The organism is Pseudomonas huaxiensis, from assembly GCF_003231275.1.
GTDB lineage: Bacteria > Pseudomonadota > Gammaproteobacteria > Pseudomonadales > Pseudomonadaceae > Aquipseudomonas > Aquipseudomonas huaxiensis.
The window spans coordinates 480,939-506,345 of record NZ_QKVL01000001.1 but is presented as its reverse complement, the minus strand read 5'-3'; the positions used below and the strand labels follow the sequence as shown (position 1 = coordinate 506,345).

The window sequence follows — 25,407 nt, the reverse complement described above, 5'->3', positions numbered from 1 at the left end:
GATGGCGACATATACCCTTGAATCTCTGCTCCGCCCCCCGGTAGAACTATTCACCACTGCCGTCTGCTATGTAGCGGCTGCACTCTGCATTGGCGCACCCTGGGCTTTTGCCCTGACACCGCTGTTCGGGATTGTCGCCGCCCTGGGCTTTATCTACCTGGGCACCATTCGGCTCCTGCAGGCGCGGAGGGTCCTACGCTACCAGGCGAATTTACGGCGGCTTCCCCACTACACTATGACCAGCGCTGAAATGCCGATCAGCAACGAGCGCCTGTTCATCGGTCGTGGATTCCGGTGGACACAGAAGCACACGCAACGCCTGGCCGACACCTACCTTCCCCAGTTCGCGGCCTACGTCGAGCCGACGAACCTCTATATGCGTGCGCGCTGGCTGGAAGAACGTTTGGAGTTCGCCCCCTTTCCACTGAAGCTAATCACCAAAGTCACTGGCTGGGACTCCAACTGGAACCCCGCCAGGCCGCTGCCACCCGTGGGTGGCCTGCCCAGGCTGCATGGAATCGAGCCTGATGAGCAGAACGTTAGCCTGCCTCTCGGTGAGCGCGTGGGCCACACATTGGTGCTGGGAACCACACGGGTAGGCAAGACTCGTCTGGCTGAGGTCTTCATCACGCAGGACATTCGCCGAACGCATCGACGCGGGCCGCGAGTCCGTATGGGGCGCCGGAGCCAAACTTCCCATCGCTGGAGCCGGCGCCGGCGTGCAGAGGCACAGGCTGACCACGAGGTTGTGATCGTCTTCGACCCGAAAGGTGATGCGGATCTGCTCAAGCGCATGTACATCGAATGCAAGCGCGCCGGACGCCTCGACGAGTTTTATGTGTTCCACCTGGGCTGGCCGGACATTTCCGCGCGCTACAACGCCATCGGCCGCTTTGGTCGGATCAGCGAGGTCGCCACCCGTATCGCTGGCCAGCTCTCCGGCGAAGGCAACTCTGCTGCGTTCCGGGAGTTCGCCTGGCGATTCGTCAACATCATCGCGCAGTCGTTGGTCGCCCTCGGCCGCCGTCCTGACTACGAACAGATCCGCCGGCACGTCATCAACATCGACGAGCTATTCATCGAATACGCCCAGAAGTACTTCGCAGAACATGATCCGAAGGCCTGGCAAGCCATCGTTGAAGTTGAAGGCAAGATCGATCGGAAGAACCTGTCATTCGCCATGAAGGACCGTCCGCTGCGCGTCGTGGCGATCGACATGTACTTGACCCAGAAACGCATCAACGACTCCGTCATGGATGGCCTGCGAAGTGCCGTGCGCTACGACAAGACCTACTTCGACAAGATCGTCGCATCCCTGCTGCCGCTCCTGGAGAAACTCACCACTGGTCGTATCGCTGAGCTACTCGCGCCCGACTACCTGGATCTCGCTGACCAGCGACCGATTTTCGACTGGATGCAAGTGATTCGGAAACGCGCGGTCGTATACATCGGCCTCGATGCGCTGTCCGACACTGAGGTCGCTGCGGCGGTGGGCAACTCGATGTTCAGCGACCTGGTCTCCGTCGCCGGCCACATTTACAAGCATGGCATCGATGATGGTCTGCCGGGCCATATGGCCGGTGGCAAGGTTCGCATCAACCTCCACGCTGACGAGTTCAACGAACTGATCGGGGACGAGTTCATCCCCATGGTGAACAAAGCCGGCGGCGCGGGCATGCAGGTCACTGCCTACACCCAGACCATGAGCGACATCGAGGCGAAGATTGGCTCTAAAGCCAAGGCCGGCCAGGTGATCGGTAACTTCAACAACCTGTTCATGTTGCGCGTCCGTGAAACTGCAACCGCCGAGCTGCTGACCAACCAGCTGCCCAATGTGCAGATTTACAACAGCACCCCGGCGAGCAGTGCGAACGACTCGGTCAACGGGAAAACAGCATTCACCTCGAGCTCACATGACCAAGTGCAGCTGGCGAGCGTGCCGATGATTGAGCCCGCCCACGTGGTCGGGCTTCCCAAGGGGCAGGCCTTCGCGCTCATTGAGGGTGGGAACCTCTGGAAGGTCCGCATGCCGCTTCCCGCGAACGACCCCGACGAGGTCATGCCCGGCAATCTGCAGGGCCTGGCCGCAGGCATGCGACGTTCGGCGGCGTCCTCAAGCGACTGGTGGGAAGCTCCGGGCTATCAGGAACTGAAATCTGCGTTGCCCGAAGACCTGGTTGAAGATTTCCGTCAGGTGGCCACCGATGACGCAGCTTGAGGTGTAGGCCATGGCAGACGACGTATCAAAGAAGGCCGAACAGCAGCAGGAGCGACAGGAATCGCTGTTCAGCAAGATCTTCTGGTTCCCGCTCAACTTTCTCGGAGTGATGTTCGGCTCGCTGCTCGTCGCCATCTTGATCGACTGGGTATGCCTGTACCTCTTCTGGCCAGAAGCCGGATGGCGACACGGTCAGCAAATGCTGGTCAGCGAGGTCAGCTGGTTATCCAAAGGCCTGGTCCACAGTGCCATCGTCCAAGAACCGGGGCGCACTGCGACATGGCTGGTCACCGAAGCTTATGACTGGCTGATCGTGAAGACCGGGATGCTCAGCTGGGTCCAGGGGATGGAGTCGATCGCCCACGCTGGGCCCCGCAACGAGCTGGACATGCGTTACTGGGCCGCGCAAAGCGTCACAACGGTCCAGAACTATGTGCTGGCGGCACTCTTCACCGTTCTGGTGTTTTGCGTCCGCTTGGTCGTGCTGCTGATGACCATACCGCTGTTCGCCATGGCCGCACTGACGGGTCTGGTCGACGGACTGGTGCGCCGAGATCTGCGCAAATTCGGCGCAGGTCGCGAATCCAGCTACCTCTATCACAAGGCCCGCGCAACGATTATGCCGTTGGCTATTTTCCCCTGGACCTTCTACTTGGCACTCCCGATTAGCATCAGTCCCATGCTGGTGCTGCTCCCCTGCGCCGCCCTGCTCGGTGTGTCCGTGAGCATCACGGCCGCGAGCTTCAAGAAGTATTTGTGAGGAAGAGCACAATGCAATGGACCCACGAACAGTCGCCCATCATCCAGTCGGAGGCTCCGAAACTCCTCATCCAGGCCGGCGCCGGCAGTGGAAAGACCACCACACTGGTGGGATACGCTCAACATCACTCCCGACTGCGAATTCTCTATCTCTGCTACAACAAGTCGGTGGAGATCGCCGCACGGGGACGCTTCCCGAGCAACGTAGTGAACAAAACCGCACACGGCCTGGCCTACGCCGTCTATGGCACACAGTTCAGCAATAAGCAGACCAACAACCTGCGGCTGACCGACATCGCCCGTGCGATTGATACGCAGGACTGGGAGTTGGTCAGGGACGTGCTGACCACCCTCAACAACTACATGGCCAGCGCCGACGATCTTATCGAACGCTGCCACTTTCCGCGGTTCCGTGATCGACCGATGCTAACCTCCGCCCAGGAGCGCTACCTGAAGCAAGCGCTCGCAGCAGCGATGGGCATTTGGAAGCGAATGACTGACCTGCAGGACACTGCGGTACAGATCACGCATGACGGTTACCTGAAGCTGTACCAGCTGAGCAAACCCGATCTGAGCCAGCGCTTCGACTGTGTTCTGCTCGATGAGGGGCAGGACGTAAACCCCGTGATCGCAGACATTGTGCGCATTCAGAGCATTCGCAAGGTGGCAGTGGGTGATCGTCATCAGCAGATCTATCGCTTTCGAGGGGCGGAAGATGCTCTCAATGCCAGCTGGATGGCTGGGGCTGAGAAGCACTACCTGACCCAGAGCTTCAGGTTTGGGCCGGCAGTCGCCCATGTCGCCAACATCATCCTGTCCTACAAGGGAGAAACCAGGAAGCTGCTGGGACTGGGCGAGAAGACATTGGTGAAGAAAGCGCTGCCGGCCGGACTGCCGCACAGGACGTACATTCATCGGACCGTCATAGGGGTGATTGAAAACGCTCTGTGCCTGGTCACCGAGAAACCCAAGATCTACTGGGTTGGCGGCATCGACAGCTACTCCGTGCGCGACCTCGAGGACCTGTTCTATTTCAGTCGACAGCAGTGCGACCTGGTCCAGAACAAAAAACTGCTCCGTGACTACCGGGACTATGCCCAGTACGTAGAAATCGCCGAGGTGAGCCAGGACAGCGAGATGATCCGCTCGATCAAGATCATCAACATGTATCCGGATCTGCCCCAGCGAATCTTGGCTCTACGCTCATGCACGGTGGATAAGGAGCTTGACGCAACTATCACGCTGACCTCTGCCCACAAGTCGAAAGGCCTGGAGTGGGATTTTGTCGGTCTCTTCGACGACTTCACGTCAGACCCGCTCTCACCCGATATCGATCCAGGCCGACGAGATGATGAGCTGAACCTTCTATATGTGGCCGTCACCCGAGCGATGAAGATCTTGGCGATCAACAGTCTGGTGCTGTCCATTATGGAACGCTACGTCGACGCGCTCGCCCCCGGGGCACGTCAAGCGCGCGGCTGATTAAATAAAGGAGGAACCATGAGCAAGAAATTCGAACACCGCGCTGAGTTTGTCGCTATCCCATTCAAGAACACGACTAGCGGCGCATGGATCTTCAAGAGCACGGAGCAGACGTTGGAACCCGATGTTGGGACTCTCCTGTCCGAAGACGAACCGCTGCAGACGAAGATGCTCGAGCTCGGCGCCGATGGCTGGGAACTCGTCAGCACGGAGCCAGTGTGCCGAGGGGAGATCAAGGTGGGCAACCAAAATGCGCAGGCTTGGTCCTACGGTTTTCCCATGCCGGTCGGATATCTGCTCTTCTTCAAGCGCGAGGCCAGGAACGGCGAGTCACCAGCCTGACCCATTCGCTGCCTAGCCTTCATGATCGAATCCAGGGAGAAGGGCCAGCATGGCATTGGCTCTTCTGACCATCTCGATCAACTCCGACGAGCTAACTGCCCGACGGTGCTGCAACAGCTCAGCGGCCAGGACCGCTTTATCGTAGCAACCCTCATCTCGGAAACGGACACCGAGAAAGTCAGAGACCCAAGCATCAAACGCCGGCGAATAAGTTTTTGCTGCGGCATACGACTCCCCACAGATCAATATTCCAGTACACCAACTCCCTGGCTTGACTCCGGCTCATCGTGATCGATGCAGTGGGCTCAGGCTCAACTGGGCTGAGCAGCTGCCTTATCGAGACAGGTCAATTGTACGGTTTCAAAGCCTGATTGGCCTCGAGAAAAAATTCTACGGCCCCCAGATAAGTATTTCTTGAGGCGGCCCCCCACCTGGTCTCGGCATTCTGACACCCACAGTCAGTCGTCCCAGAGCACAGCCGTGAACAAGCCATTCCTCCTCCTTGTATCTCCTCGCCGAATCCTGCTTGGCGCGCTGATCAGCGTCAGCGGCGGCTTTTCACTAATACCCAGCGCTCAGGCGGCCGGTGCATCAGAACAGGCCAACATCGAGGTGATGATCCGCCAGCTGAACGCGCTGGAGGACTCAGCCCGCCGCAGCGCCACGATCGCCAGCGAACCTGGCCAGCGCTACTACTTCGACTATGAACGTCTGGCCGGCGATATCCAGCGCGTTCGCCAGGGCCTACAAGAGTATCTGACTCCAAGTCGCGCACAGCCACGAGATCCGGCAGAACTGGCGGGAAAATACACCCTCACCGGCGGGCGGATGCCATGAGCATGAGCGGCACTCAAGTCGCAGCTTTCAACGCTGCCAGCGGCATCACCCCCCAGGCCAGCAACGTGCTGTTCGTAGGCGCCGTCATCGCACTGTCGACCCTCTGGGGGGCCTGGGCGCTGTACAGCATGTACCGGGGCTGGGCGACCCAGAACATTGACAGAAACATTGCAGCCGCGTCGACCGTCAAGGTCATCGTCCTGCTGCTGATCCTCTCCACACTCGTTCTCAGCTAGCCAAGGAGCTAACCGATGTCTATTCGCACCATCACCAAGTCACTCACCGGCGCCGCCGCATTGATCATGGGTCTGCACCCAGTCATTGCCGCTGCCGCCTTACCAGGAGCACAAGCCCCCACGCGCGGCGAGGGAACGAGCTGGCTGCAAACCATCCAGAACTACGGTTATGACGGTTTCATGCTTATCGGGCTGTTTCTGCTCGGAGGCATGATGGTGGGGGTCGCCTCCCATGCCTACGGCGTTTACCACGATATCCATGAGGGCAAGAAAAAGTGGCGAGACCTGGGGCTCACCGCCGTTGTCGGGATCTGTCTGATCGGCGTTGGCATCTTCATGGTCACCAAAGCTACCGGCGTCCTCTAACTGGTGATGCAACATGGCTGAGACGACTTACCTGAAGGATGGAACGCTCGACTTTCTCCCCCACAACCTGAATAGGCAGCCCATCGTCATGGGCGGCCTCACTGCTGATGAAATGTGGGGAACGGTCGGTGTTTGTGGGGGGGGCGGAGTGATTCTGGGCATCCCTGTGTCGTTCTTGTTCGGCAACCCAGCTCTTTTCATCGCTTGCGCTCTTGTAGGTGGAGCTCTGGGTTTGACCGTGGCAAGCCGAATCCTCAGGAAGATGAAGCGCGGCCGACCGGACACATGGTTTTACCGCCAGCTCCAGTTCTACAAGGCTCAACACCTCCCCTTCCTCGGTGGCCCACAGTTGGTCACCCGGAAGGGTGCGTGGACATGCCGTCGTACAGGAAAGTAGGGATCTTCATGAGTTTTCGAAAACGAGTGGATGCTCAGCAGGCACACATCCTTAGCTTGCGAATCGCGGTCATTGTGCTGGGCGCAGTCAGTCTTTTTGCGTTCTACGGCTGGCATAAAGCCCCCGAAGACCTGACCGTGCATGTGCCGCCGGACCTCCGCTCCGGCAGCACTCGCAAATGGTGGGAAGTGCCGCCAGAGAACGTGTACGCCTTCGGGTTCTATATCTTCCAGCAGATGCAGCGCTGGGAAAAGAATGGGGACGACGACTACCAGGACAACATCGAACGCCTGGCCTCCTACGTTACCCCTGGTTGCAAGGAATACTTGAAGAAAGACTACGAGATGCGCCGTAACGCCGGTGAGTTGCGTCGCCGTGAGCGGAACGTCTCGGAAATCCCGGGCCATGGGCTGACCGACCCAGGAGTGCTGCGTGTAGAAGAAATCGGGATCAACGATTGGACAGTCAACCTGGATCTGCTCGCTGACGAGTCGGTGAACGGAGAGCGGGTCAAGCGCGCCATGACCCGCTACCCACTGTCCATTGTCCGTGCCGACGTCAACCCAGAGAAAAATCCGTTCGGGTTGATGTGGAACTGCTACGCCTCCAACCCGCAACGAATCGAGGTTGATCTGCAAGCCGCCGGGGTGAAGCCATGAATCTGCGTGCCTGGCTCCTTGCTCTGGGCCTCTTCGCAGTTTCCGATGTGAAAGCGGTAGAGCTACTGCGATGGGACCGTATTCCCATGGCAATCCCGCTGATTGTCGGGCAAGAGCGCATTGTGTTCGTCGACCAAAACGTGCGCGTAGGGATGCCTCCCCAGCTTGTCGGCATGCTGCGTATCCAGAGCACCGGTGGCGCGGTCTACCTCTTGGCCAGCCAAGAAATTCCACCGACCCGGCTCCAGCTGCAGAACGTGGCCACCGGCGAGATCATGCTGGTGGATATTGCCGCGACAACGGCGGCAGAGGGCCAAGCCAAGCTCGAGCCAGCCAAGATCGTCGCCGGTGCGGCCCCTGCCACCTACTACGGCGATACCACCTCCGCACGAACTTCGACGAAGCGATCCGCGACGTCGGAGGACGAAGAGGATGTTCCGCCGGCACCCCGCCATGAGACTCCAGCGCCGGTGGTCCTGACCCGCTATGCGGCACAAATGCTGTACGCCCCACTTCGGACCGTTGAGCCTGTCGCCGGCATCAGCCAGGTGCGTGTTGACCGGGCCCTGGATCTGAGCACTTTGTTGCCGGTGTTGCCGGTGGAGGCATCAATCCTGGGGGCTTGGCGCCTGCACAACAGTTACGTCACTGCGGTCAAGCTGAGGAACCTGAGCGCCCAGCAGCTGACGATGAATGCCACAGAGCTGATGGGTAACTTCACCACAGCGACATTCCAGCACCCATACCTTGGGGCTCGCGGAAACGCCAGCGATACCACCACGCTTTACCTGGTCACCCAAGGCAAAGGGCTGAAAGAGGCTCTGCTGCCGTCCTCGGTCAGCCAAATTGATCCGAAAGCAGGAGGGCGCCGTGGGCAGTCTGAAAAGTAATCCACTCCTCAAGTACCTGCTCATTCCGGTGCTGATCGTCGTGCTCATCATCCTGTTCAAGGGCGGGAGTAAAAAAGAAGAGGTGAAGGCTCCTGAAGATGAGCCGATCATCATTGGCGGCGACACCGCGCGCAAGCTAGGGGTGGACGGTGATACCCCGGCCGACACTCTCCGCACAGTGGTCGCTGAAAGTCGAGAGGTGAAAGACCAGATCGCGAAGGTGCTGACCGACAACAAAGAACTCAAGGACCAGAACGCAGAGCTCCAGCTCCGGCTCTCGCGCATAGATCAGAATGTCGACAGCAAGCTCAATGATGCGAAGGGCGAGCTGCAGGAGCAGGTAAAAAACCAGAGCCTGGGCCTACTTGACCAAGTCCAGCGTCAGTTGGATAACCTGTCGCAGAACCCCAATTCCGCTGGGCAAGACCTGCCTATCGGGCTTGGCGTGCAACCTGGTGACGGCGCAGGTTTCGACAAGGGGGCGAAGTCCGATGGCCTCGTGTGGGTGGAGCCGACCGATGCCACTGCCGTGGACGCTAGCGGTAAACCACTTCAGCCCGGCTCCGCCCAGGCGGCTAGCGGTTTCAATTTTCCCACCAGCTTTGGCAACACCCTGGACAAAGGTCAGACCGTTCTCAGCGCGACGGCGCAAAACGTCGGTTCGGAGATATCTCGCCAGGATACCCGCAAGCAAGTGCGCAAAGCCTATACCTTGCCTCAGAACTCGACCTTGATGGGGTCGGTGGCCATGTCGGCGCTCATTGGTCGCGTACCGATCGATGGGACGGTCAATGATCCCTTCCCCTTCAAGGTCTTGATCGGCCCGGACAACCTAACCGCAAACGGCATCGAGCTTCCTGACGTCGTCGGCGCAGTCGCCAGCGGTACCGCCTCGGGCGACTGGACGTTGTCTTGCGTGCGCGGGCAAGTCCGGAGCCTGACCTTCGTGTTCGCCGACGGCACGGTCCGTTCGTTCCCTGCCCCAGCAGAGGAGGCCAACGGCAGCCAGAACAACAACCAGAACAGCAGTAACGGGAACGGGCAACCTGCGATCCAGGGCGGACTCGGCTGGATCAGCGACTCCTACGGAATCCCTTGCATCTCCGGCGAGCGCCGATCCAACGCCAAGGAGTACTTGACCAACCAATCCCTGGTGACGGCCGCAGGCGCCGGCATCGCCAAACTGTTGAAGGCTGATGAGCAAAATAGCTCGACGACCTTCAGCAGTGGCGGAACATCCTTCGGGACCACGGGCTCCTCGGGGAACTCCGCCATGGGCGCCATCCTCACCGGCGGGGTCAGCGACATCCGCTCCTGGATGAACAAACTCTACGGCGAAGCATTCGCCGCCGTGTACGTCCAGCCCGGGGCAAAGGTCGCCGTGCATCTGGACCAGCAACTCGCCATCGACTACGAGATCAAAGGCCGCAAGGTCGATTACAACGCCGGAGCCAACCATGTATCCGCAAACCTGGACTAAGCCCCACCTGCAGGCCGGGGCCTGGCTCGTGCTCGCCCTCATTCTCGGCGGATGCACGACTGACAAAGACGAACTGCTGCCCCACGGGGAAGGCAACATGATGGACGTCTGGCAACACGGCACGTCTGGCGGGAGCTCTGGCAGCTCCAACAGCAGAATGCTGCTGGATGCTCGCCAAGAGCTTCGTCGGCCGCTCGATGAGGCGCAGGTGGTTCGCCAACAGGCAGGTGCTGACGCCTTCACTCGCACGCCCCAGAACGAGATTTACAGCCAGTTCAAGCGCCTGCCGAATCCTGACCTGGTGATGTACGTGTTCCCGCACCTGGCTGGAACGGACCCGGTACCGGTCCCGGGCTACACCACGGTGTTCCCAATGTATCAACGGGTGCAGTACGCCATGCCAGGCGAGCGGACGGAGGAGTACTGATGCAGATGATCCGCAAATGGCTGGGCAAAGCCCCTGTAGCGCCGATCGAGCCCGTGCTTGGCCAGACAACTGCCGGGCACGAGTCAGTCGATGACTTTCCCACAGCGGCCAGTACGACCTTCAGCGAGGAGGTCCGCCAGGCTGCGACTGACCGGTACATCACCCGCTTGGAATCCATGGGCATCCCGTCCCCCATCGACTGGCAGAACCCCAAACGTCGCCCGGCGACAAAAGCAGACGTGTCGAGGATGTACGAGGTCAACCCGTCGTTCGTGGACATGCTGCCATGGGCAGAATACCTGCCCGAGGAGGAAACCATGCTCCTCGAGGATGGCATCTCCAGGGCCGCGTTCTTCGAGCTGGTCCCGATCGGCACCGAGGGGCGTTCCGACAACTGGCTTCAACAAGCCCGAGATGCGTTGCAGGGTGTCCTGCAGGACAGCTTCGACGAGCTGGAAAGCTCCCACTGGGTAGTCCAGCTCTATGCCCAGGATGAAACGGACTGGGGGGACTACCTGCAAAGACTCCAGGCCTACGTCCAGCCGCGGGCAGAGAACACGGATTTCACTAAGTTGTACCTCGCGCTGTTCCGCCACCACCTCGAATCCATCTCCAAGCCGGGTGGGTTGTTCGTCGACACCGCAGTCAGCAATCTCCCGTGGCGTGGACAGACCCGGAAAGTCCGCCTGGTGGTGTACCGCCGGGTAAAGAAACAGGACCTCGTGGTTCGCGGACAGGATCCAGCCGCCTACCTCAAGTCAATCTGCGATCGTCTTAAAGGATCCCTGGCCAACGCCGGCGTTACAACCAAACGTATGGATGGCCACGCAATCAAGCGCTGGCTCGTGGGCTGGTTCAACCCACACCCTGATCACCTGGGCTCGACTGATCGCGATATCCGTCGATTTTACGACACAGTTTGCCAACCACCCCGCGAGCTCGATGAGGGTGAGCTTCCAGTGGCAAGCGGTACCGACTTTTCGGAGAACTTGTTCTACCGAGAGCCGCGTTCGGATGTCGACAGCGGCCTTTGGTCGTTCGACGGCATGCCGCACCGAGTTGTGATACTCGATCGCCTGAAAAATGCTCCCCTCACCGGGCACCTGACCGGTGAGACCAAGCAGGCAGATTCCTTGAACTCGCTATTCGACCGTCTGCCTGAGGATACCGTGCTGTGCATCACCATGGTCCCGACGCCACAGGATTTGCTGGAAGGACATCTTGAACAACTCTCCAGGAAGGCCATCGGCGACACCCAGGCGTCCAGCCACACCCGGGATGACGTTCAAACGGCACGCTCCATCCTCGGCCGCAAGCACAAGCTCTACAGGGGCAGTGTTGCTTTCTTCCTCCGAGGTCAGAATAAAGCTGTGCTCGAGGAGCGCACGACCAGCTTGTGCAACGTCCTCCTCGGCGCCGGCATGCAGCCAGTCCAGCCACAGGACGAGGTAGCTCCTCTGAACAGCTACCTGCGGTGGTTACCGTGCAATTTCGATCCGAATGAAAACCGTGCCTTGGATTGGTACACCCAGCTGATGTTTACCCAGCACATCGCGAACCTGGCCCCAGTATGGGGGCGCTCCACTGGAACAGGTAACCCCGGCTTCACGCTATCCAACAGGGGTGGGGCAACGCTGACCTTCGACCCATTGAACAAGCTTGATCGCCAGATGAACGCCCACTTGTTCTTGTTTGGGCCCACCGGTGCGGGTAAGTCTGCGACAGCCAACTACCTGATCATGCAAGCCATTGCACTTTATCGCCCAAGGTTCTTCATCATCGAGGCTGGCAATAGCTTCGGTCTGCTAGGTGATTTCGCCAAGCGGCTCGGCCTGACCGTAAACCGAGTGCGGCTCGCGCCCGGCAGCGGCGTTAGCCTCGCCCCGTTCGTCGACGCGGTGCAACTCGTCAAAAACAAGGACCAGGTCAAGGTTCTGAATGCGGCGGACGTGGATGCTTCGGACCAACACTTGGCCGATGCCCTGGCGGGGATGGAGGACGAGCAGCGGGATATCTTGGGCGAGCTGGAGATCACTGCCCGATTGATGATCACAGGCGGCGAGTCCAAGGAAGATGCTCGCCTCACTCGGGCTGACCGCAGCGCCATCCGCCAGTGCATCCTCAACGCGGCTGAACTGTGTGTCAGCGAGAGCCGTCCAGTGCTCACTGAAGACATCAGCGCAGCGCTGCAAGCGATGGCCAGCGACGACAAACTCCCTGAAAGCCGGCGCAACCGATTCATGGAGATGGCCGAGGCCATGGGGATGTTCACCATGGGTACAGAAGCCGAGATGTTCAACCGTCCTGGTACCGCCTGGCCGGAAGCTGACATCACGATCGTTGACCTGGCTACCTACGCGCGTGAGGGTTATCAGGCCCAGATGGCCATCGCCTACATCTCACTGCTGAACACCATCAACAACATTGCGGAGCGGGACCAGTTCAAAGGTCGACCACTTATTGCCTTCACCGACGAAGGCCACATCCCATTGAAAGTTCCATTGCTCTCCCCGTACTCGGTGAAGATCACCAAGATGTGGCGAAAATTGGGTGCCTGGTACTGGATGGCAACCCAGAACGTCGACGACATCCCCCCAGAAGCATCCGCGCTGCTCAACATGATCGAGTGGTGGATCTGCTTGAACATGCCGCCCGACGAGGTGGAGAAGATCGCGCGCTTCCGTGAGCTCACGCCGGCACAGAAGACGATGATGCTCTCGGCAAGGAAGGAGAACGGCAAGTTCACCGAGGGCATCGTCCTAGCCAAGCGGATCGAGATGCTGTTCCGGGTAGTGCCGCCCAGCTTATGCCTCGCCTTGGCCATGACCGAGCCAGAAGAAAAGCGGCAACGTTATGAAACCATGCAAGCGCTCGGCTGCGATGAATTACATGCCGCGCTGCAGGTGGCCGCAGACCTGGACCGTAAACGCGGTATCACCCCCTTCCCCATCACCTTTCCCGAACAAAAGAAGGCCGTGGAGCGCGTGGCATGAGAGTCATGAATACCCTGACCCAGAACATCATTGATAACCTGACCCAGCTGCTCAAAGACCCCGGGCACGACACACTCCAGTCGCTGTCGGTTTGCGCACCAGTGCTCATTGACGAGCTGCAACAGATCAAAAATAACGCCCTCGATCGTCGCGACATCATTCCCCTGGTTCAGTGCGTGTTGGATGAGTGGCTGAAGCAGCATCCTCAACCGGACGGGGCAATCCAGGATCTCCAAATCGCCCTGCAGAAAATCGGCCAACCTGAAGCTCATCCTGGTAAGTCGGAGGGTGCGAATGTTTGATCTCAGGATTTTTTCCGTGTTCATCATCATGGCGATCGCGGGCGCAGGCGTCATATGGAAATTTGCAGCGACTCCAAATGCCCGAAGCCCTGATGAAACGTGGTATTTCGGCCCCGCGAATGCCAGGTGGGTGATCACTGAGTATGCAGACCTCGAATGCCCTTATTGCAGGGCATACACCCCGCAACTGAAGCACTGGGTGAGCGGGCAAGAGAATGTCAAGCTCGCGTGGCACCATTTCCCCCTCGATATCCATGGAGTTGCCGCACAATCGGAGGCGCGACTCGTTCAATGCGCAGGCTACTTAGGCGGGGCGGCGGTATTCTGGCAGGCGATCGAACTGGTTCTGCTGCGCACACGGGGTGATGGACAAGGACTCGCTGAGGAACTGGAGGTGCCCGGCGTGTCCACCGAGGCCCTTTCCAGTTGCGCTAGAGCAAGCATGGACATCCGTGGAGTTGTTGAGGAACAGATTGCTGTGGCCAAGAGCCGCGGCATTGGCGCTACCCCTACGATCGAGGTCACCGACAGTTTGACGGGGCACAGCATGCGTCTGGAGGGCCCTGTGGACAGCGCCGCGCTGTTGTCGGTCATCGATGCCCTCGCCGCCCAGGCCCCACTGCGCAAAGACTAGTCCAGGTAATGTTCAAACTCACGGTATTGCGCAACGACAACAATGAAGAAGAAAGCAACCTGCCAAGCAGGTTCTTTCCCAGCGCAGGCTCTGGCCATGGATGTTTTCAGCTTGAGCCGGCTGGGGCTGGGGAAGAGTCACCCTCACACTCTGAGCTAAGCTGGGCTCTCCAGGAGTGGAATGACGACTGCGTACTCATGGAGTACGACGCTGCTACAGGCAAAGGACGCTTCGTGATCGTCGACTGGTATGCGCCGGCGCCGGGGACAGTGCTCGAGCTAAACCTGCAGCGCGACAGGTCCTCACCGAGCGATCGACAACAACTCACTCAAGCTCTCGGCGATCAAGAGGACCTCGAGGAGGTGTGACGGTCAGGGTGAAACTCCCGGTGAGGCCTTGTCGCAACTCCTGGGGCATCCAGTAGGCAAACTGGACTAGCCACGCGCCATCCTTCAGCCGATGGGTTTCCTGGCGAAACTCTTCAACCGATGGTTCATCTATGCCGAGAATGGTCGCTACTTCTGGGTTGGTGGGTATGCATTGAACTGACACCAACCGTCTATCGGTCGGACAGCTTGCCCGTTGTCATCCAGGAATAAGCGCGCTGAAGCGCCCATGACATTGCCGTAGTCATCGTCTGATCTTTGCAGTCCAAATAGCCCTCCTCGAGCAGCAACTCACCATCTTGGGCATAAATCCCGAGAAACAGCTGAATCTGGTTCGCCTTTGAGACCCGTACCTGGATGTTAATGAGGGAGCCATCCGCCATCCTCTCATCGAAGTTTCTGAAGTGCAGATCTGGATCTGCCCACTCCCAGAAAATTTGACCTCTGTTGCGCATGTCCCGTCCCAGGGTAAGTGACAATCCAGGCAGTATGAGCCATATCCACAACCCTGCCACGGCAAAAGCGCTCCGTCTGTTCCACCCGACCTAACTCCCCGATAAATCCAAGCACCCTCGGATATCTATTTCCTACTGCGCCTGGTGGGCCGATCCGTTTTCCTGTATCGGTCCCCAATTCAGGTGCAGTCCCATGTTCAATCCCCCCCCGCCCTCATGGCGAGCAGTCCCCTTGCTCGTTGTCGCGTTGGCCACCGGCACCGCCCATGCCGAGATCTGGGCCATAACAGACTCAGCGCACCCACTGACCTACGTACCAGCAGATGTGCGTGTCATCAAGCTCGATGACCAACAGCGCATCGAAGAGCAGTTGTCCCGAGAGCTGCCACCTAACCCTCACCAGGCCGCTCTCGCCGCACGACGGCTGATGAGCACTCCGGCAGGTGCCGCACTGATGCAACAGCTGGCCACCGCCCAGCAGGGAAATGCTGATGCCTGGAGTGCCGGTGTTTCGAAGGTGCCGGCGGTGGTCGTCGATCGCCGGTATGTGGTGTACGGCCAACCCGACGTGGCAGCAGCCATGCAGACCATCAACCGTGCAAGGGGGCAATGATGGGACGAATCTCCAGACTCACCCTGACCGGTCTTCTTACAGCATCACTCCCGTTCTCAGCATCAGCGGCCATCAGTTCGGCGGCGATTATCGCCTCCACCAGTTCGCCTACCTGCCTTGAGTACAAAGTGGTCGGTATCTGCTACTGGCTGCTCTGCACCCCTGTTGGCTGCACGGTCAAAACCTCCACCAAAGTCCGGCATTACATCCCGGACGCGGTGGTATCTGCCTACGCCAATACCGGGGAAAACCCTTGGACAGAGGTGAGCCCCATGGGGGCGCCGAATGCGGCAGCGCAAGCCGGTAATGATGGAACAACCAACCACAACGCCGAGAACAACATCGCCAAGTTCAAGGAGGCAGACGTTGTTGGCCATCCTGGAGCTGCGGTGTTCAGCCGGTTCGCCAGTTCCTTTGGCTATTCCTGCCACGGCGCGACCACGCCCTACGTTCCATACATGCTCAGCACGCTGGACACCCTTGCATGGCGGTACGGAGTACCCGAGTCCGTTTACCCGGAGGCCCTGATTCCGGGCATGCGTGAAGTCGGCGGCCTTCTATCGGCAGACATGTGGGGAAGCGTTTACCCACGCAGCGGCTTTATCCACCAAGTCGACGATTTTAAAGCCGGTGCTGTCATCGCCCAGCGCGCCGGCGACGTCACCACCCGTGTCGGTCAACCCCACGTGTACATGCCAATGCGCGGTCTTGCAGAACCAGGCTACTGGCCTGCCGGTGAGCTGAAAGAAGGCGATGCCAGCACAGGAAAGTGGCAGCAACTCACGCCAACCATGAGCCCCACCTGCGCCGTATTCCCCTCCCCCGGCCCTAATGCCGACGCTGTCGACGAAGCCTATGCGTGGGCCCTGTGGCGGCCCTACTCATGCTGCCAGCGCAAGGGCCAAACCTTCCTGGGAAGCACTGACTTCCAATGAGATATGACTGGAGAGCTCAATGAATAAATTATCCATCGCGATCATTCTCGCAGCTGGCATGACCAGCACCTGGTGCATGGCCGAGGCCGCCGACCCGATCAAGGTCGAATCCCAGGGCAGCGTGATCGGAGACGACGTGCTCTACAGCATCGGTGGTGGCAGTGCTGTCCAGATGGGCAGCGCTGGCCAGATGGAGAGCATCACCGTCGGTGCCGGCTGGCAGAACAACCTGGTCTGCGGAAACATGGACCTCAGCAACACGCTGCAGAACCAGCTGAACGGCGCAACGCAGGGTTTCCAACAGATCATGGGCAGCGTCATCCAGAACGCGACCGGCGCAGTCACGTCACTGCCGGCGCTGATCCTGCAGCGGGCCAATCCCGCCCTTTATAACCTGCTGACGAACGGAATCCTGCAGGCGCGCCTCGACTACGACCGATCGAAGGGAACCTGCAGGGCGATGGCCGAACGAATGGCCGACATCGCGGGTGGTCATATGGGGTGGGGCAAGGTTGCAGAGGGGCAAAAGATGGGGCAAGCCCTGGCATCCAACAACGACGCCGTAGCAGTGGTCGACAAGGTCGAGGAAGCGCCTGGAACCAACGGCGTGACCTGGGTAGGCGGAAAGCAGGCCGGCGGCAACGGTCAGCAGCCTATCAAAGTGGTCGGGGACGTCGCGAAGGCAGGCTATAACCTTCTCAATAACCGCGCAGCTCAGGACACCTCGAGCATTCCGCAGGCCAGCTGCTCCAATGGACTGGTGTGCGGCAGTTGGGAATCTCCGGCCGAAGCCGCCCAGTTCGCAAACCGGGTCCTGGGGGAGCAGCAGATCCAAACCTGTGAAGGCTGCACCACCACCTCGACCCCGGGAGTAGGCCTGACGCCGCTTATCCAGGAAACATACGACAAGAAGCTCGCGGCGCTGCAGGAGCTCTTGAAGCCGGGAACACAGATCACCTCAGAGAAGTTGCGTGAGGCGAGCAGCGATTCCCTCCCCATTACCCGCGGGGTCGTTACTGCCCTTCGTGACGAGCGGGATCAGGCGGTACTGGCCTCCCGCCTGGCATCCGAGGTCGCTCTGGCAGATGTCCTGGAGAAAGGGCTGCAGCTGCAGCGCATGCTGATTACAGGCAGCAAGGAACCCAACGTGAATGCGAACAAGCTGGCCGTTGAAGCCACACTCGGCCAGGTCGACACGCTTCAGCAACTCATCACCAACCTCAAGACCGAGCTCGACATGCGGCAGCAGCTCGCGAACAACTCTCCGATGAAAATCATCGAGCGCGGCAAGGCACGCTCCGAAAGCTCTCGCTCGATTTACAACGCGGCGCCTGAACAGGATCGCATGATTCAGCTGCAGAAACCTGCCGGCAAGGAGTGATCATGTCCGAAGATGTCGAGAAAAAAGTCCACCCCCTGAAAGTCCTGCTCGGGGGCGTAGCTTTGAGCGTAGTGATGCTGCTGCTGAGCGTGTTGCTCGGCATCATCGCGGTCAATCACCTGGGTGTTTTCGACACTTGGCTGAAGTGGCGTGAGGGCAATTACCTGCCACTGCTGCTATGGCGACTTGCCCTCTACGGCAGCATCGTCTTCGCCTGGTTGAAGCTCAAGGCGCGCCTGCGCGGAACGGGGGATGGCCAACCATCTAAAGGCGCTCAGCGGGTCGAGTTCTTGGTGCTCCTGCTGTTCGTGATAATCGAAATCTCGAAGGCGCCAATCACCTGGTCGGAGGTGCTATGACGCTCTATACAAACGACTACCTGGAGTATTACCTCACCCTGGTAGGGTGGATCATCAACAACGGGATCTGGGACATGATCTCCGACACGGGGCTGTTTGCCCTGCCCTTCATCATCATCGTCGCCCGTGAGTGGATCAAGGTACGAGGAGAAGGTGCCGACGAAGGCAACAAAGGTGTGCTGTCCCTGGCTCGCATTGAAACCCAGCTGTACGTCGGATACGTGGTCGTTTCACTGTGTGCTGTGCCAGCCATCTCCGTGGGGTTTGACACTCTGCAGTTCGACCAGGCGCGAGGGAAGCAGTGCCAAGTGCTGACGCCGGCGCCCTCGGAGACAGGCTGGAACACCACCTTCAGCTCGTTGGCCGGCAAGAGCGCGAAGGTGCCGGTGTGGTGGGCGCTCGTACACGCGCTGTCCAAGGGTTTGAATAGCGGTGCTGTTGCAGCCATCCCTTGCGGTACGGATCTCAGGCAAATGCGCATGGAGGTCGACGCGATGAGGATCGGCAATCCCCTGCTCGCGCAAGAGGTGGCAGACTTCACCCACGATTGCTTCGGTCCTTCCCGCGCGCGCCTGTTCATGCGTCAGCCCGACATTGGGTCGATCGCCAAAGACCAGAAGGCCCTGCAGGACCTGAACTGGATCGGGTCCCACTACTTGCTGAATACCGCTGGTTACTACGACACGGACTACTCCAGAACACCACGTACATCCTGGCCGTATGACACGAAACGAGATGATGGCATGCCTCAGGTGACTGGGGGTGGTGGGTACCCCACCTGCAAGCAGTGGTGGTCAGATGGGAACATCGGCCTACGGGACCGACTGAAAGCCCAGGTCGACCCAAGTCTGCTTAACCAGTTCCTCGGATGGGCAAAGTGGCTGTCCCAGGAGGAAGTAACCGACTCGATGATTCGCCAGCTCGTCTCGCCATCCAGCCAGGTTAACGGCGACGTCTACACCGACTATGGCGGACAGATCGACGGAACCGTCTGGAATGGCCTTGCTCGTGCAGGGGGAACACTGGGGGTCGCCGTAGGCTCGCTGGCCTTCTTCCCGGCTATGGACATGGTGCGCCAAGCATTACCGATGGTAGTGGCTTTCCTCAAGATGGCCATGGTTATCTGCATTCCCCTGGTACTGATAATCGGAGCGTATCAACTGAAGGTTGCCATGACCATGTCAGTAACAATGTTCGCCTTAATATTTGTAGATTTCTGGTTTCAACTGGCGAGATGGGTCGACAGCACAATCATCGACGTTTTGTATGGTTCGGGCTCGCCGCACTTATCCTTTGATCCAGTGATGGGCTTGAACACCACGACTCAAGACGCGATTCTGAACTTCGTCATGGGTTCGATGTTTATCATTCTCCCAACCTTTTGGGTTCTAGCTCTTGGCTGGGCAGGAGTGCAAACAGGGACAATTCTTAGCGGACTGTCAGAAGGAACTGGAGCAGTGCAAAGGGCAGGTCAAAAAGCAGGAAATCTAGTTGAGGGCGGAGTAAAGTCAGTTGCTGGAGGGGCGTCAAAGAGCTGAGCGCATCAGGGTGATACTGGCTTAATATAGCAAGCATTGAGCCAGTATCTATTTAACTGACCTACCATAAGAATCAAGCGGCCTTTCAAAAACATCCCGACCGTATGGTGCCTCTTCATCCTCAGAAAACAGCTCAACCTTTCCGAGGTCAATTTTGGAAAGTGCGTACAGGCCGAGAGTCAGAGAAAAGACTGTCAGTAGCACCGACATAACCCAGCTGATGGAGTTGGCTAAAATGAGCGCAATAACCGTGGCTAGGAATAACCGTTTAACCCAACGGACTGTCGGATTGATGTCATGCATGAAGAAACGCGCCACGCTCCCCAGAGCCCGGCCCAAGCGAAAGGCAATCGATCGTTTGGCGGCTGTGGTCATGTTCCATCTCCTTGCTCTGCGAGAGCACCTTGCCATCAGATATACGACACCTTTGGCATTTCCGCAAGAGGTATGGCATAAAACGCCATCACCACTGATCAGGTTCACATCCATGGCCACCCACAATGTCGTCGTTCCCAAGCCGATGGAGCAGTCTATTGATGATCTAGTCAACACTGGTCGGTACCAGAACTTCAGCGAAGTCGTGCGTGCAGGCATCCGGATGCTGCTTGAGCATGAAGCAGCTGAGGCAGCCAGGCTCGAAGCTCTGCGGAACGCAACATCAGTAGGCATCATGCAGGTCGAAGCAGGCCAGTACGATGAAATCGATCCGTCCAATCTGGCAGCCTACCTGGACAATCTTGGAAGACGAGCGGGCGACAAAGCATGAGTAGGGTCATGGTTCGCATGTCACCCCAGGCATGCATCGACATTGCCGATACGCTTCGCTTCACTGAGGTGAGGCTCGGTCAGTCCGTCAGGAATCGGTATCAAGACTTGCTGCAGGAGACGTTCCTCGCCCTAGCTGAACAGCCGACGCCGGTAGATAGCAAAATGCGTGATGAGCTTTCTCCGGGCCTTCGCAGCCTGCATCTGTCATTCAACGTGCTGCAGATGACTGACGGCCGTGTGATTAGACCTCGACATATCGTGTTCTACCGAGCTGGGACAGCTCAAATCGTTGAGATACTACGAGTCCTCCACGATGCTATGGAGGTCGCGCAGAATTTGAAACACCTGCATCAGCAGTAAAGGGTAAATGGCTCAACAGCAAATGGGCTTGAATGGATAAGGGAATGGATCAGAAGGGTAAAAGCCTTACCTGAAAGGGCTGAAAAACTGAAAGGGCGTCAAGGAGTTAACCAATGAGTTTCTTAGGGAAAATGGTCCGCCTTGCTACGGTACATCCCCCGTTCATAAACAGCATGAGCAAGGACTTTAGAGACGAAGCAAATGCAGCTTTCGCCGCACAGCTTAAACGTAGCAAGTTATACATGATCGGGGCTAGGCCCCGGACAGAGTTTGGCGATGTACGAATCGTCGACACAGCAAATGACATTGCTCGGGTAGAAATTAAGGTAGCAGGAAAGACAGTTGACTGGGGCTATATTAACCTGCAAGCAAATGTACCACTTGGGGGAGCGGTACATGCGGCCTGGGACGACCAAATAATTCAGATCGGACACAGCCGTCCAGCTTCTGGTGAGAAGATGCACTCACACACCTGGTATACCCCCGATTCAGTGTACTGGGAAAAATCTAGAGGCAACCCAAACTTACAAGGATTTAACAATCACGGCATTGTTTGTAACTACGACTTACTTTATGTTGGAATAGCAAACAAGCAGGATAGTTTCGAACGACTGTTAAATAAAGCTCATCAAGGTCGGGTAGAGATCCTTACAGAAGAACAGATTCGCTACCCGACCCCATCGAATCGAGTTTCAGACGAAATCGTATTATTTTTCTTCGACATTGACCCACTTGTGATTCAGACATGGGCGCCTGAGGACGAAATGGATGACATGGTTTTGGATATTAATAGCTCGCGCACTATAGCAGATGCCGAGAAAGCATTTGTTAGCCTACTGAAACCAGAGTACAACAATGTTCAGTTCAAAGAGTATCCAAGAGGAAAGGATGGTCTGTACGGTTCTGGCTTCAACGTCTATCAATACGTAATATTTGAAAATTTCACTTTTAACACACCATCTGGAACGTTTAATGGTTCAAGAAACGAATTTGGGCTTGGTAGCTCCGGGCACACCATCGTCGTAGAGGGGGACAATGTGACGCTTTACCCACCCGAATGATGGCCATCTGCCAAGAAATCCACTCCCCTCGGAATTCGCTTTACCGTTGATGCCATCTTGGCATTAAGAGAAAAGCCCGCTCCATGCACACCCCATGGAGCACCCTATGCAACTCCTCTCCTGGTTGAGCCGCAAACCGGCTAAACCAACACCAGAAGCCTCACCGCAGGGCTTCCACCTGCCCGCGAAGGCTTCTGCTCTGCTGCAGAGCCCCCTCCGCCAGCAGCTCCTGGAGAATATCTGGCGGCGGGCTTCGCTCTCACGAGCTCAGTTCAACACCCTCTACCTCAAGCCGCTCGAGCGCTACGCAGAGCTGGTGCAGTTGCTCCCTGCTTCTGAAAACCATCACCATGCCCACCTTGGGGGCCTCCTGGACCATGGCCTGGAGATCATGGCTTACGCCCTCAAGATCCGTCAGACACACCTTCTGCCGATCGGAGCGCCACCGGAGTCGCAGTCGGCCCAAGCTGAGGCATGGACCGCAGCTGCAGCGTACGGTGCGTTGTTGCACGACTTGGGAAAGATCGCTGTTGACCTCCGCGTGGAGCTCGAGGATGGCCGAACGTGGCACCCGTGGCATGGACCGATCAGCCGTCCCTACCGGTTCAAGTACGTCAAAGGCAGGGAGTACCAGCTACACGGTGCTGCTTCAGCCCTGGTGTATATGCAGGTTCTGGACAGCGGGATTCTCGACTGGCTCAGTGGTTTTCCTGAACTATGGAGGCAGCTGATCTACCTCCTCGCAGGTCAATACGAGCACGCCGGCATACTCAGCGAAATTGTGGTCCAGGCAGACAAAGCTTCCGTTGCCCAGCAACTGGGAGGAAATCCAGAGCGCGCGCTTACTGCCCCCAAACAATCACTGCAGCGGCAACTCGCCGACGGCCTGCGATTCCTGGTGCGGGAGAAACTCAAGCTCAATCACCAGGACGGACCTGCAGATGGCTGGCTGACTCAGGATGCGCTTTGGCTGGTGAGTAAGCCTGCAGCAGATCAACTCCGGGCATACATGCTTACCCAGGGTATTGAGGGAGTGCCAACCTCCAATGCCCCGTTCTTCAACATGCTGCAGGATCAGGCAATCATCCAGACCAACGCGCAGGATAAAGCGATCTGGAAAGCCACCATTGATAATGGCCGCGGCTGGAAGAATAGCTTCACCTTCTTGAAGATCTCGCCAGCACTCGTATGGCCCAATCCAGACGATCGCCCTCCCCAGTATGCCGGCACCCTCACCCTGGAGCAGGAACCGGAAGCAGTCACGCAGCCGAGTACCAGTGAAGAAACAGTTTGCGCGGTACCGGAACAGTCCATCGACACCAGTGACGACACACCTCAACCGCCGGCACGGCCCCGAGCGCTGGTACAGCCAGCTCCAAGCCAAGGAATCCAATCCTCTGAGCGTGAAGAACTACTGTCGCTGTATAGTAATATCACTGCGCCATCAGAAGAGCTAAGTGCTAGCCAAGGCTCAGCAGCCGCCTCCCCTCCCCAGCAAGGACTCGAGGAGGTAGAGCCGGCTGACGATTCTCTAGCAGCCATAGCAAGGAATGCTGCACAAAAAGATGTCACCAAAATGCCTACGAGTAGTTCGCTGGGAGTGGCTTTCATCGCTTGGATAAAAGCAGGCGTCGCCTCCCACAAATTGATCATCAACGACACCAAGGCCCTGATTCATACCGTCGACGACACCGCAATGCTCGTTACGCCTGGGATCTTCAAGCGATACGTGCTGGAGCATCCGGAGCTGGAGAGAACTGCCGGTAAACCGGGGACAGCGGCCTGGCAACAAGTCCAACGCGCATTTGAGAAAGAGAAGAGGCACCAGAAGACCAGCAAGCAGTTGAACATCTGGACCTACGATGTAATAGGCCCAAGAAAGACCACCCAATTGAGGGGTTACCTGCTTGTGGACCCGAAGCTGTTATTCCCTGAGCAGCCCATGAATAACCCAAGCTTGAGACGGGTGACGGAAGGGGGCGCTGAATGACGCCCGAGAAATTGCTACGGGAATACCTGGTCGATCACGAGCTCCGCCCTGCCAGCGCGAAAATCTATGGCGCGGCAATGAAGAAGCTGGAGAAGAACTTCGGCAAGGATATGGACGTCGAGTCAATTGATCGACGGGACATCCTCGCCTTGAGGAACAAGCTGATTGAGGGTGGCCTATCAAAGCGCAGCTGGAATACCTACTCCAATCACCTCCGAACCATCTGGGGCTACGGCATAGAATACGGGATTCTGCCCAACATCGATGTGAACCCATTCAAGAAGACAACGGTAATTGCCCCGAAACGACCGAGCAAAATCATTGCCGGCGAGGCGATCGTCCGTGCGCGGCGATGGCTAAGAAGTCTGGCCGACCAGGAAGAGTCAACTGGCGACCGCGCGAAAATCACGCCAGGGTGGTTCTGGCTCGTCACATTCGAAATTTTCTACTACACCGGCATTCGACTGAACGCGCTGCTGTGCATTCGGTTGAAGGACGTCGACTGGGATCGACAGCTCATCCTGGTACGAGGTGAAACAGAAAAGACCCACCGGGAGTTCCGGATCCCGATCATGGATGGGCTTGCGCCACATATGCGCCGGCTCCTGGATGAAGCTGCTCAGGCTGGCTTTGCCGCCGAAGACCAACTCTTCAACGTCAATCGTTTCTCTCGGCACTACAAGCGTCGCGAAATGAATTCCGACCAGGTCGAGGCGATGTACAAGAAGCTGATCATCAAACTCGGAGTTCGGATGACTCCGCACCGGTTCAGGCACACGCTTGCGACCGATCTGATGAAGCAACCGGAAAGAAACATCCACCTGACCAAGAACCTGCTGAACCATTCGAACATCGCTACCACGATGAGCTACATCGAAGCCGACTATGACCACATGCGAGACGTGTTGCACGAGCGGAGCATGCAGCAGGGCGCGTTACGTTTTGTCCGGCGGGTGGATGACAGTGGGGCACCAAATCCACGAACAACAGAAAACCAGGCACGTAAAGAATCTAGTCAGCGACGAACAAACCAACAAGATCATTACGGAGGTGGTGCGCCAGCACCAGGACATCTGCTGATTGAGTTCAAGCAGGTCTGTGCCAGCGCTTTGCTACCGCCCGAAGATCTCTTTCAACCTAGCCTTCTATTCAGCCTGATGGCATCGACGACAGGGTCCACACCCTTTGCTCGATCTCATTCCGCTGATCCAGGCACCGTCTACAACGCACGCGCCTCCCCGAAGCGATAAATCGACGAATGGCAATCAGCCACTACATCGACAGCTGAAGAAGGCCAATTAGGAGAAGCTGTCCCAGGTCTCTGGTGCTAGGAAACTGGCGCCATGCCTTTGGCTGCGCGGGTTTTAGAGGCAACTCGAATGGAGGCTTCGCAGAGCTGAGCAGCCCGCAAATCCGCTAAGTCATTGAGTTTTTTGGCCCAGACATGAAAAAGCCCGCCATGAACGGCGGGCTATTCCATATTGACATCACGTTGAAGCGAGCCTAAGGTTCGCTCCAGACGGCTGCAAGACTAGACAA

At 57.9% G+C, this 25,407-nt stretch carries 28 protein-coding genes; 26 read left to right on the top strand and 2 right to left on the bottom strand.

Annotated elements, in window-relative coordinates; all coding sequences use genetic code 11:
• Nucleotide 1: 1 nt before the first annotated feature.
• The 16 genes from traD to DM374_RS02360 all read left to right on the top strand — a co-directional run bounded on the left by traD (nt 2) and on the right by DM374_RS02360 (nt 14,390).
• On the top strand, nt 2–2,218 hold the full coding sequence (traD, locus tag DM374_RS02435; RefSeq protein ID WP_110968407.1) for a type IV conjugative transfer system coupling protein TraD: 2,217 nt from the start codon (nt 2–4) through the stop codon (nt 2,216–2,218).
• A gap of 10 nt (nt 2,219–2,228) precedes the next feature.
• Nucleotides 2,229–2,978 carry a TIGR03747 family integrating conjugative element membrane protein gene (locus DM374_RS02430; RefSeq protein ID WP_110968406.1) on the top strand — a complete coding sequence of 250 codons (750 nt, stop codon included), beginning with the start codon at nt 2,229–2,231 and terminating at the stop codon, nt 2,976–2,978.
• Nucleotides 2,979–2,989: 11 nt separating this feature from the next.
• Complete coding sequence (locus tag DM374_RS02425; protein WP_110968405.1) at nt 2,990–4,459, top strand: UvrD-helicase domain-containing protein; 1,470 nt, start codon at nt 2,990–2,992, stop codon at nt 4,457–4,459.
• 18 nt (nt 4,460–4,477) lie between these two features.
• Complete coding sequence (locus tag DM374_RS02420) at nt 4,478–4,801, top strand: hypothetical protein (protein ID WP_110968404.1); 324 nt, start codon at nt 4,478–4,480, stop codon at nt 4,799–4,801.
• 519 nt (nt 4,802–5,320) lie between these two features.
• The gene (locus DM374_RS02415; protein ID WP_028690570.1) at nt 5,321–5,638 is read left to right on the top strand and encodes an integrative conjugative element protein, RAQPRD family; all 318 of its coding nucleotides are present in this window, start codon (nt 5,321–5,323) and stop codon (nt 5,636–5,638) included.
• A 2-nt stretch (nt 5,639–5,640) separates the two neighbouring features.
• On the top strand, nt 5,641–5,874 hold the full coding sequence (locus DM374_RS02410) for a TIGR03758 family integrating conjugative element protein (RefSeq protein ID WP_404821274.1): 234 nt from the start codon (nt 5,641–5,643) through the stop codon (nt 5,872–5,874).
• Nucleotides 5,875–5,940: 66 nt separating this feature from the next.
• Nucleotides 5,941–6,240 (top strand): TIGR03745 family integrating conjugative element membrane protein, encoded by a 300-nt coding sequence (locus DM374_RS02405; protein WP_225231682.1) that lies wholly within the window; start codon nt 5,941–5,943, stop codon nt 6,238–6,240.
• 13 nt (nt 6,241–6,253) lie between these two features.
• Nucleotides 6,254–6,637, top strand: coding sequence for a TIGR03750 family conjugal transfer protein (locus tag DM374_RS02400; protein ID WP_110968400.1), 384 nt, complete (start codon nt 6,254–6,256; stop codon nt 6,635–6,637).
• A gap of 8 nt (nt 6,638–6,645) precedes the next feature.
• On the top strand, nt 6,646–7,296 hold the full coding sequence (locus DM374_RS02395; RefSeq protein ID WP_037061036.1) for a PFL_4703 family integrating conjugative element protein: 651 nt from the start codon (nt 6,646–6,648) through the stop codon (nt 7,294–7,296).
• Nucleotides 7,293–8,186 carry a TIGR03749 family integrating conjugative element protein gene (locus DM374_RS02390; RefSeq protein WP_110968399.1) on the top strand — a complete coding sequence of 298 codons (894 nt, stop codon included), beginning with the start codon at nt 7,293–7,295 and terminating at the stop codon, nt 8,184–8,186. The genes DM374_RS02395 and DM374_RS02390 overlap by 4 nt, the downstream gene beginning before the upstream one ends.
• Nucleotides 8,167–9,666, top strand: a complete 1,500-nt coding sequence (locus DM374_RS02385) for a TIGR03752 family integrating conjugative element protein (protein ID WP_110968398.1) — start codon at nt 8,167–8,169, stop codon at nt 9,664–9,666. Before DM374_RS02390 ends, DM374_RS02385 begins: the two co-directional genes overlap by 20 nt.
• A complete protein-coding gene (locus DM374_RS02380) occupies nt 9,644–10,093 on the top strand; it encodes a TIGR03751 family conjugal transfer lipoprotein (protein WP_110968397.1) in 450 nt (149 codons plus the stop codon). Before DM374_RS02385 ends, DM374_RS02380 begins: the two co-directional genes overlap by 23 nt.
• Before the next feature lie 176 nt (nt 10,094–10,269).
• Nucleotides 10,270–13,086, top strand: coding sequence for a conjugative transfer ATPase (locus tag DM374_RS02375; RefSeq protein WP_110968594.1), 2,817 nt, complete (start codon nt 10,270–10,272; stop codon nt 13,084–13,086).
• Nucleotides 13,083–13,388 (top strand): hypothetical protein, encoded by a 306-nt coding sequence (locus DM374_RS02370; protein ID WP_110968396.1) that lies wholly within the window; start codon nt 13,083–13,085, stop codon nt 13,386–13,388. The genes DM374_RS02375 and DM374_RS02370 overlap by 4 nt, the downstream gene beginning before the upstream one ends.
• Entirely contained in the window at nt 13,381–14,022 is a 642-nt protein-coding gene (locus tag DM374_RS02365; RefSeq protein ID WP_110968395.1) for a DsbA family protein, read from the top strand. The genes DM374_RS02370 and DM374_RS02365 overlap by 8 nt, the downstream gene beginning before the upstream one ends.
• An 8-nt stretch (nt 14,023–14,030) precedes the next feature.
• On the top strand, nt 14,031–14,390 hold the full coding sequence (locus DM374_RS02360; protein WP_110968394.1) for a hypothetical protein: 360 nt from the start codon (nt 14,031–14,033) through the stop codon (nt 14,388–14,390).
• Nucleotides 14,391–14,581: 191 nt separating this feature from the next.
• Here DM374_RS02360 and DM374_RS02350 read toward each other — a convergent pair whose 3' ends face one another.
• Nucleotides 14,582–14,863, bottom strand: a complete 282-nt coding sequence (locus tag DM374_RS02350) for a hypothetical protein (protein ID WP_110968592.1) — start codon at nt 14,861–14,863, stop codon at nt 14,582–14,584.
• A gap of 193 nt (nt 14,864–15,056) precedes the next feature.
• On the opposite strand from DM374_RS02350, the gene DM374_RS02345 reads away from it, so the two are divergent.
• Genes DM374_RS02345 through DM374_RS02325 form a run of 5 tightly spaced genes read left to right on the top strand, consistent with a single transcriptional unit; the run spans nt 15,057 to nt 19,689 of the window.
• Nucleotides 15,057–15,476 (top strand): TIGR03757 family integrating conjugative element protein, encoded by a 420-nt coding sequence (locus DM374_RS02345; protein ID WP_177431497.1) that lies wholly within the window; start codon nt 15,057–15,059, stop codon nt 15,474–15,476.
• Nucleotides 15,476–16,411: a TIGR03756 family integrating conjugative element protein gene (locus tag DM374_RS02340; RefSeq protein ID WP_110968393.1), complete on the top strand. Its 936-nt coding sequence runs from the start codon at nt 15,476–15,478 to the stop codon at nt 16,409–16,411. The genes DM374_RS02345 and DM374_RS02340 overlap by 1 nt, the downstream gene beginning before the upstream one ends.
• 19 nt (nt 16,412–16,430) lie before the next feature.
• Nucleotides 16,431–17,792, top strand: coding sequence for an integrating conjugative element protein (locus DM374_RS02335; protein ID WP_110968392.1), 1,362 nt, complete (start codon nt 16,431–16,433; stop codon nt 17,790–17,792).
• 2 nt (nt 17,793–17,794) lie between these two features.
• On the top strand, nt 17,795–18,151 hold the full coding sequence (locus DM374_RS02330; protein ID WP_110968391.1) for a hypothetical protein: 357 nt from the start codon (nt 17,795–17,797) through the stop codon (nt 18,149–18,151).
• Complete coding sequence (locus DM374_RS02325) at nt 18,148–19,689, top strand: conjugal transfer protein TraG N-terminal domain-containing protein (protein WP_110968390.1); 1,542 nt, start codon at nt 18,148–18,150, stop codon at nt 19,687–19,689. The genes DM374_RS02330 and DM374_RS02325 overlap by 4 nt, the downstream gene beginning before the upstream one ends.
• 48 nt (nt 19,690–19,737) lie before the next feature.
• On the opposite strand, the gene DM374_RS02320 is transcribed toward DM374_RS02325, so the two are convergent.
• Nucleotides 19,738–20,064, bottom strand: coding sequence for a hypothetical protein (locus tag DM374_RS02320; RefSeq protein ID WP_110968389.1), 327 nt, complete (start codon nt 20,062–20,064; stop codon nt 19,738–19,740).
• Nucleotides 20,065–20,176: 112 nt separating this feature from the next.
• Here DM374_RS02320 and DM374_RS02315 point away from each other — a divergent pair, with 112 nt between their 5' ends.
• From DM374_RS02315 to DM374_RS02295, 5 genes are all read left to right on the top strand, one after another.
• Complete coding sequence (locus DM374_RS02315; RefSeq protein ID WP_110968590.1) at nt 20,177–20,455, top strand: type II toxin-antitoxin system ParD family antitoxin; 279 nt, start codon at nt 20,177–20,179, stop codon at nt 20,453–20,455.
• An 8-nt stretch (nt 20,456–20,463) separates the two neighbouring features.
• Nucleotides 20,464–20,817: a type II toxin-antitoxin system RelE/ParE family toxin gene (locus tag DM374_RS02310; protein WP_110968388.1), complete on the top strand. Its 354-nt coding sequence runs from the start codon at nt 20,464–20,466 to the stop codon at nt 20,815–20,817.
• Between the two features lie 113 nt (nt 20,818–20,930).
• Entirely contained in the window at nt 20,931–21,878 is a 948-nt protein-coding gene (locus tag DM374_RS02305; RefSeq protein ID WP_110968387.1) for a hypothetical protein, read from the top strand.
• 94 nt (nt 21,879–21,972) lie between these two features.
• Entirely contained in the window at nt 21,973–23,868 is a 1,896-nt protein-coding gene (mobH, locus tag DM374_RS02300; protein ID WP_110968386.1) for a MobH family relaxase, read from the top strand.
• Nucleotides 23,865–25,118, top strand: a complete 1,254-nt coding sequence (locus DM374_RS02295; protein WP_110968385.1) for a site-specific integrase — start codon at nt 23,865–23,867, stop codon at nt 25,116–25,118. Before mobH ends, DM374_RS02295 begins: the two co-directional genes overlap by 4 nt.
• Nucleotides 25,119–25,407 lie beyond the last annotated feature (289 nt).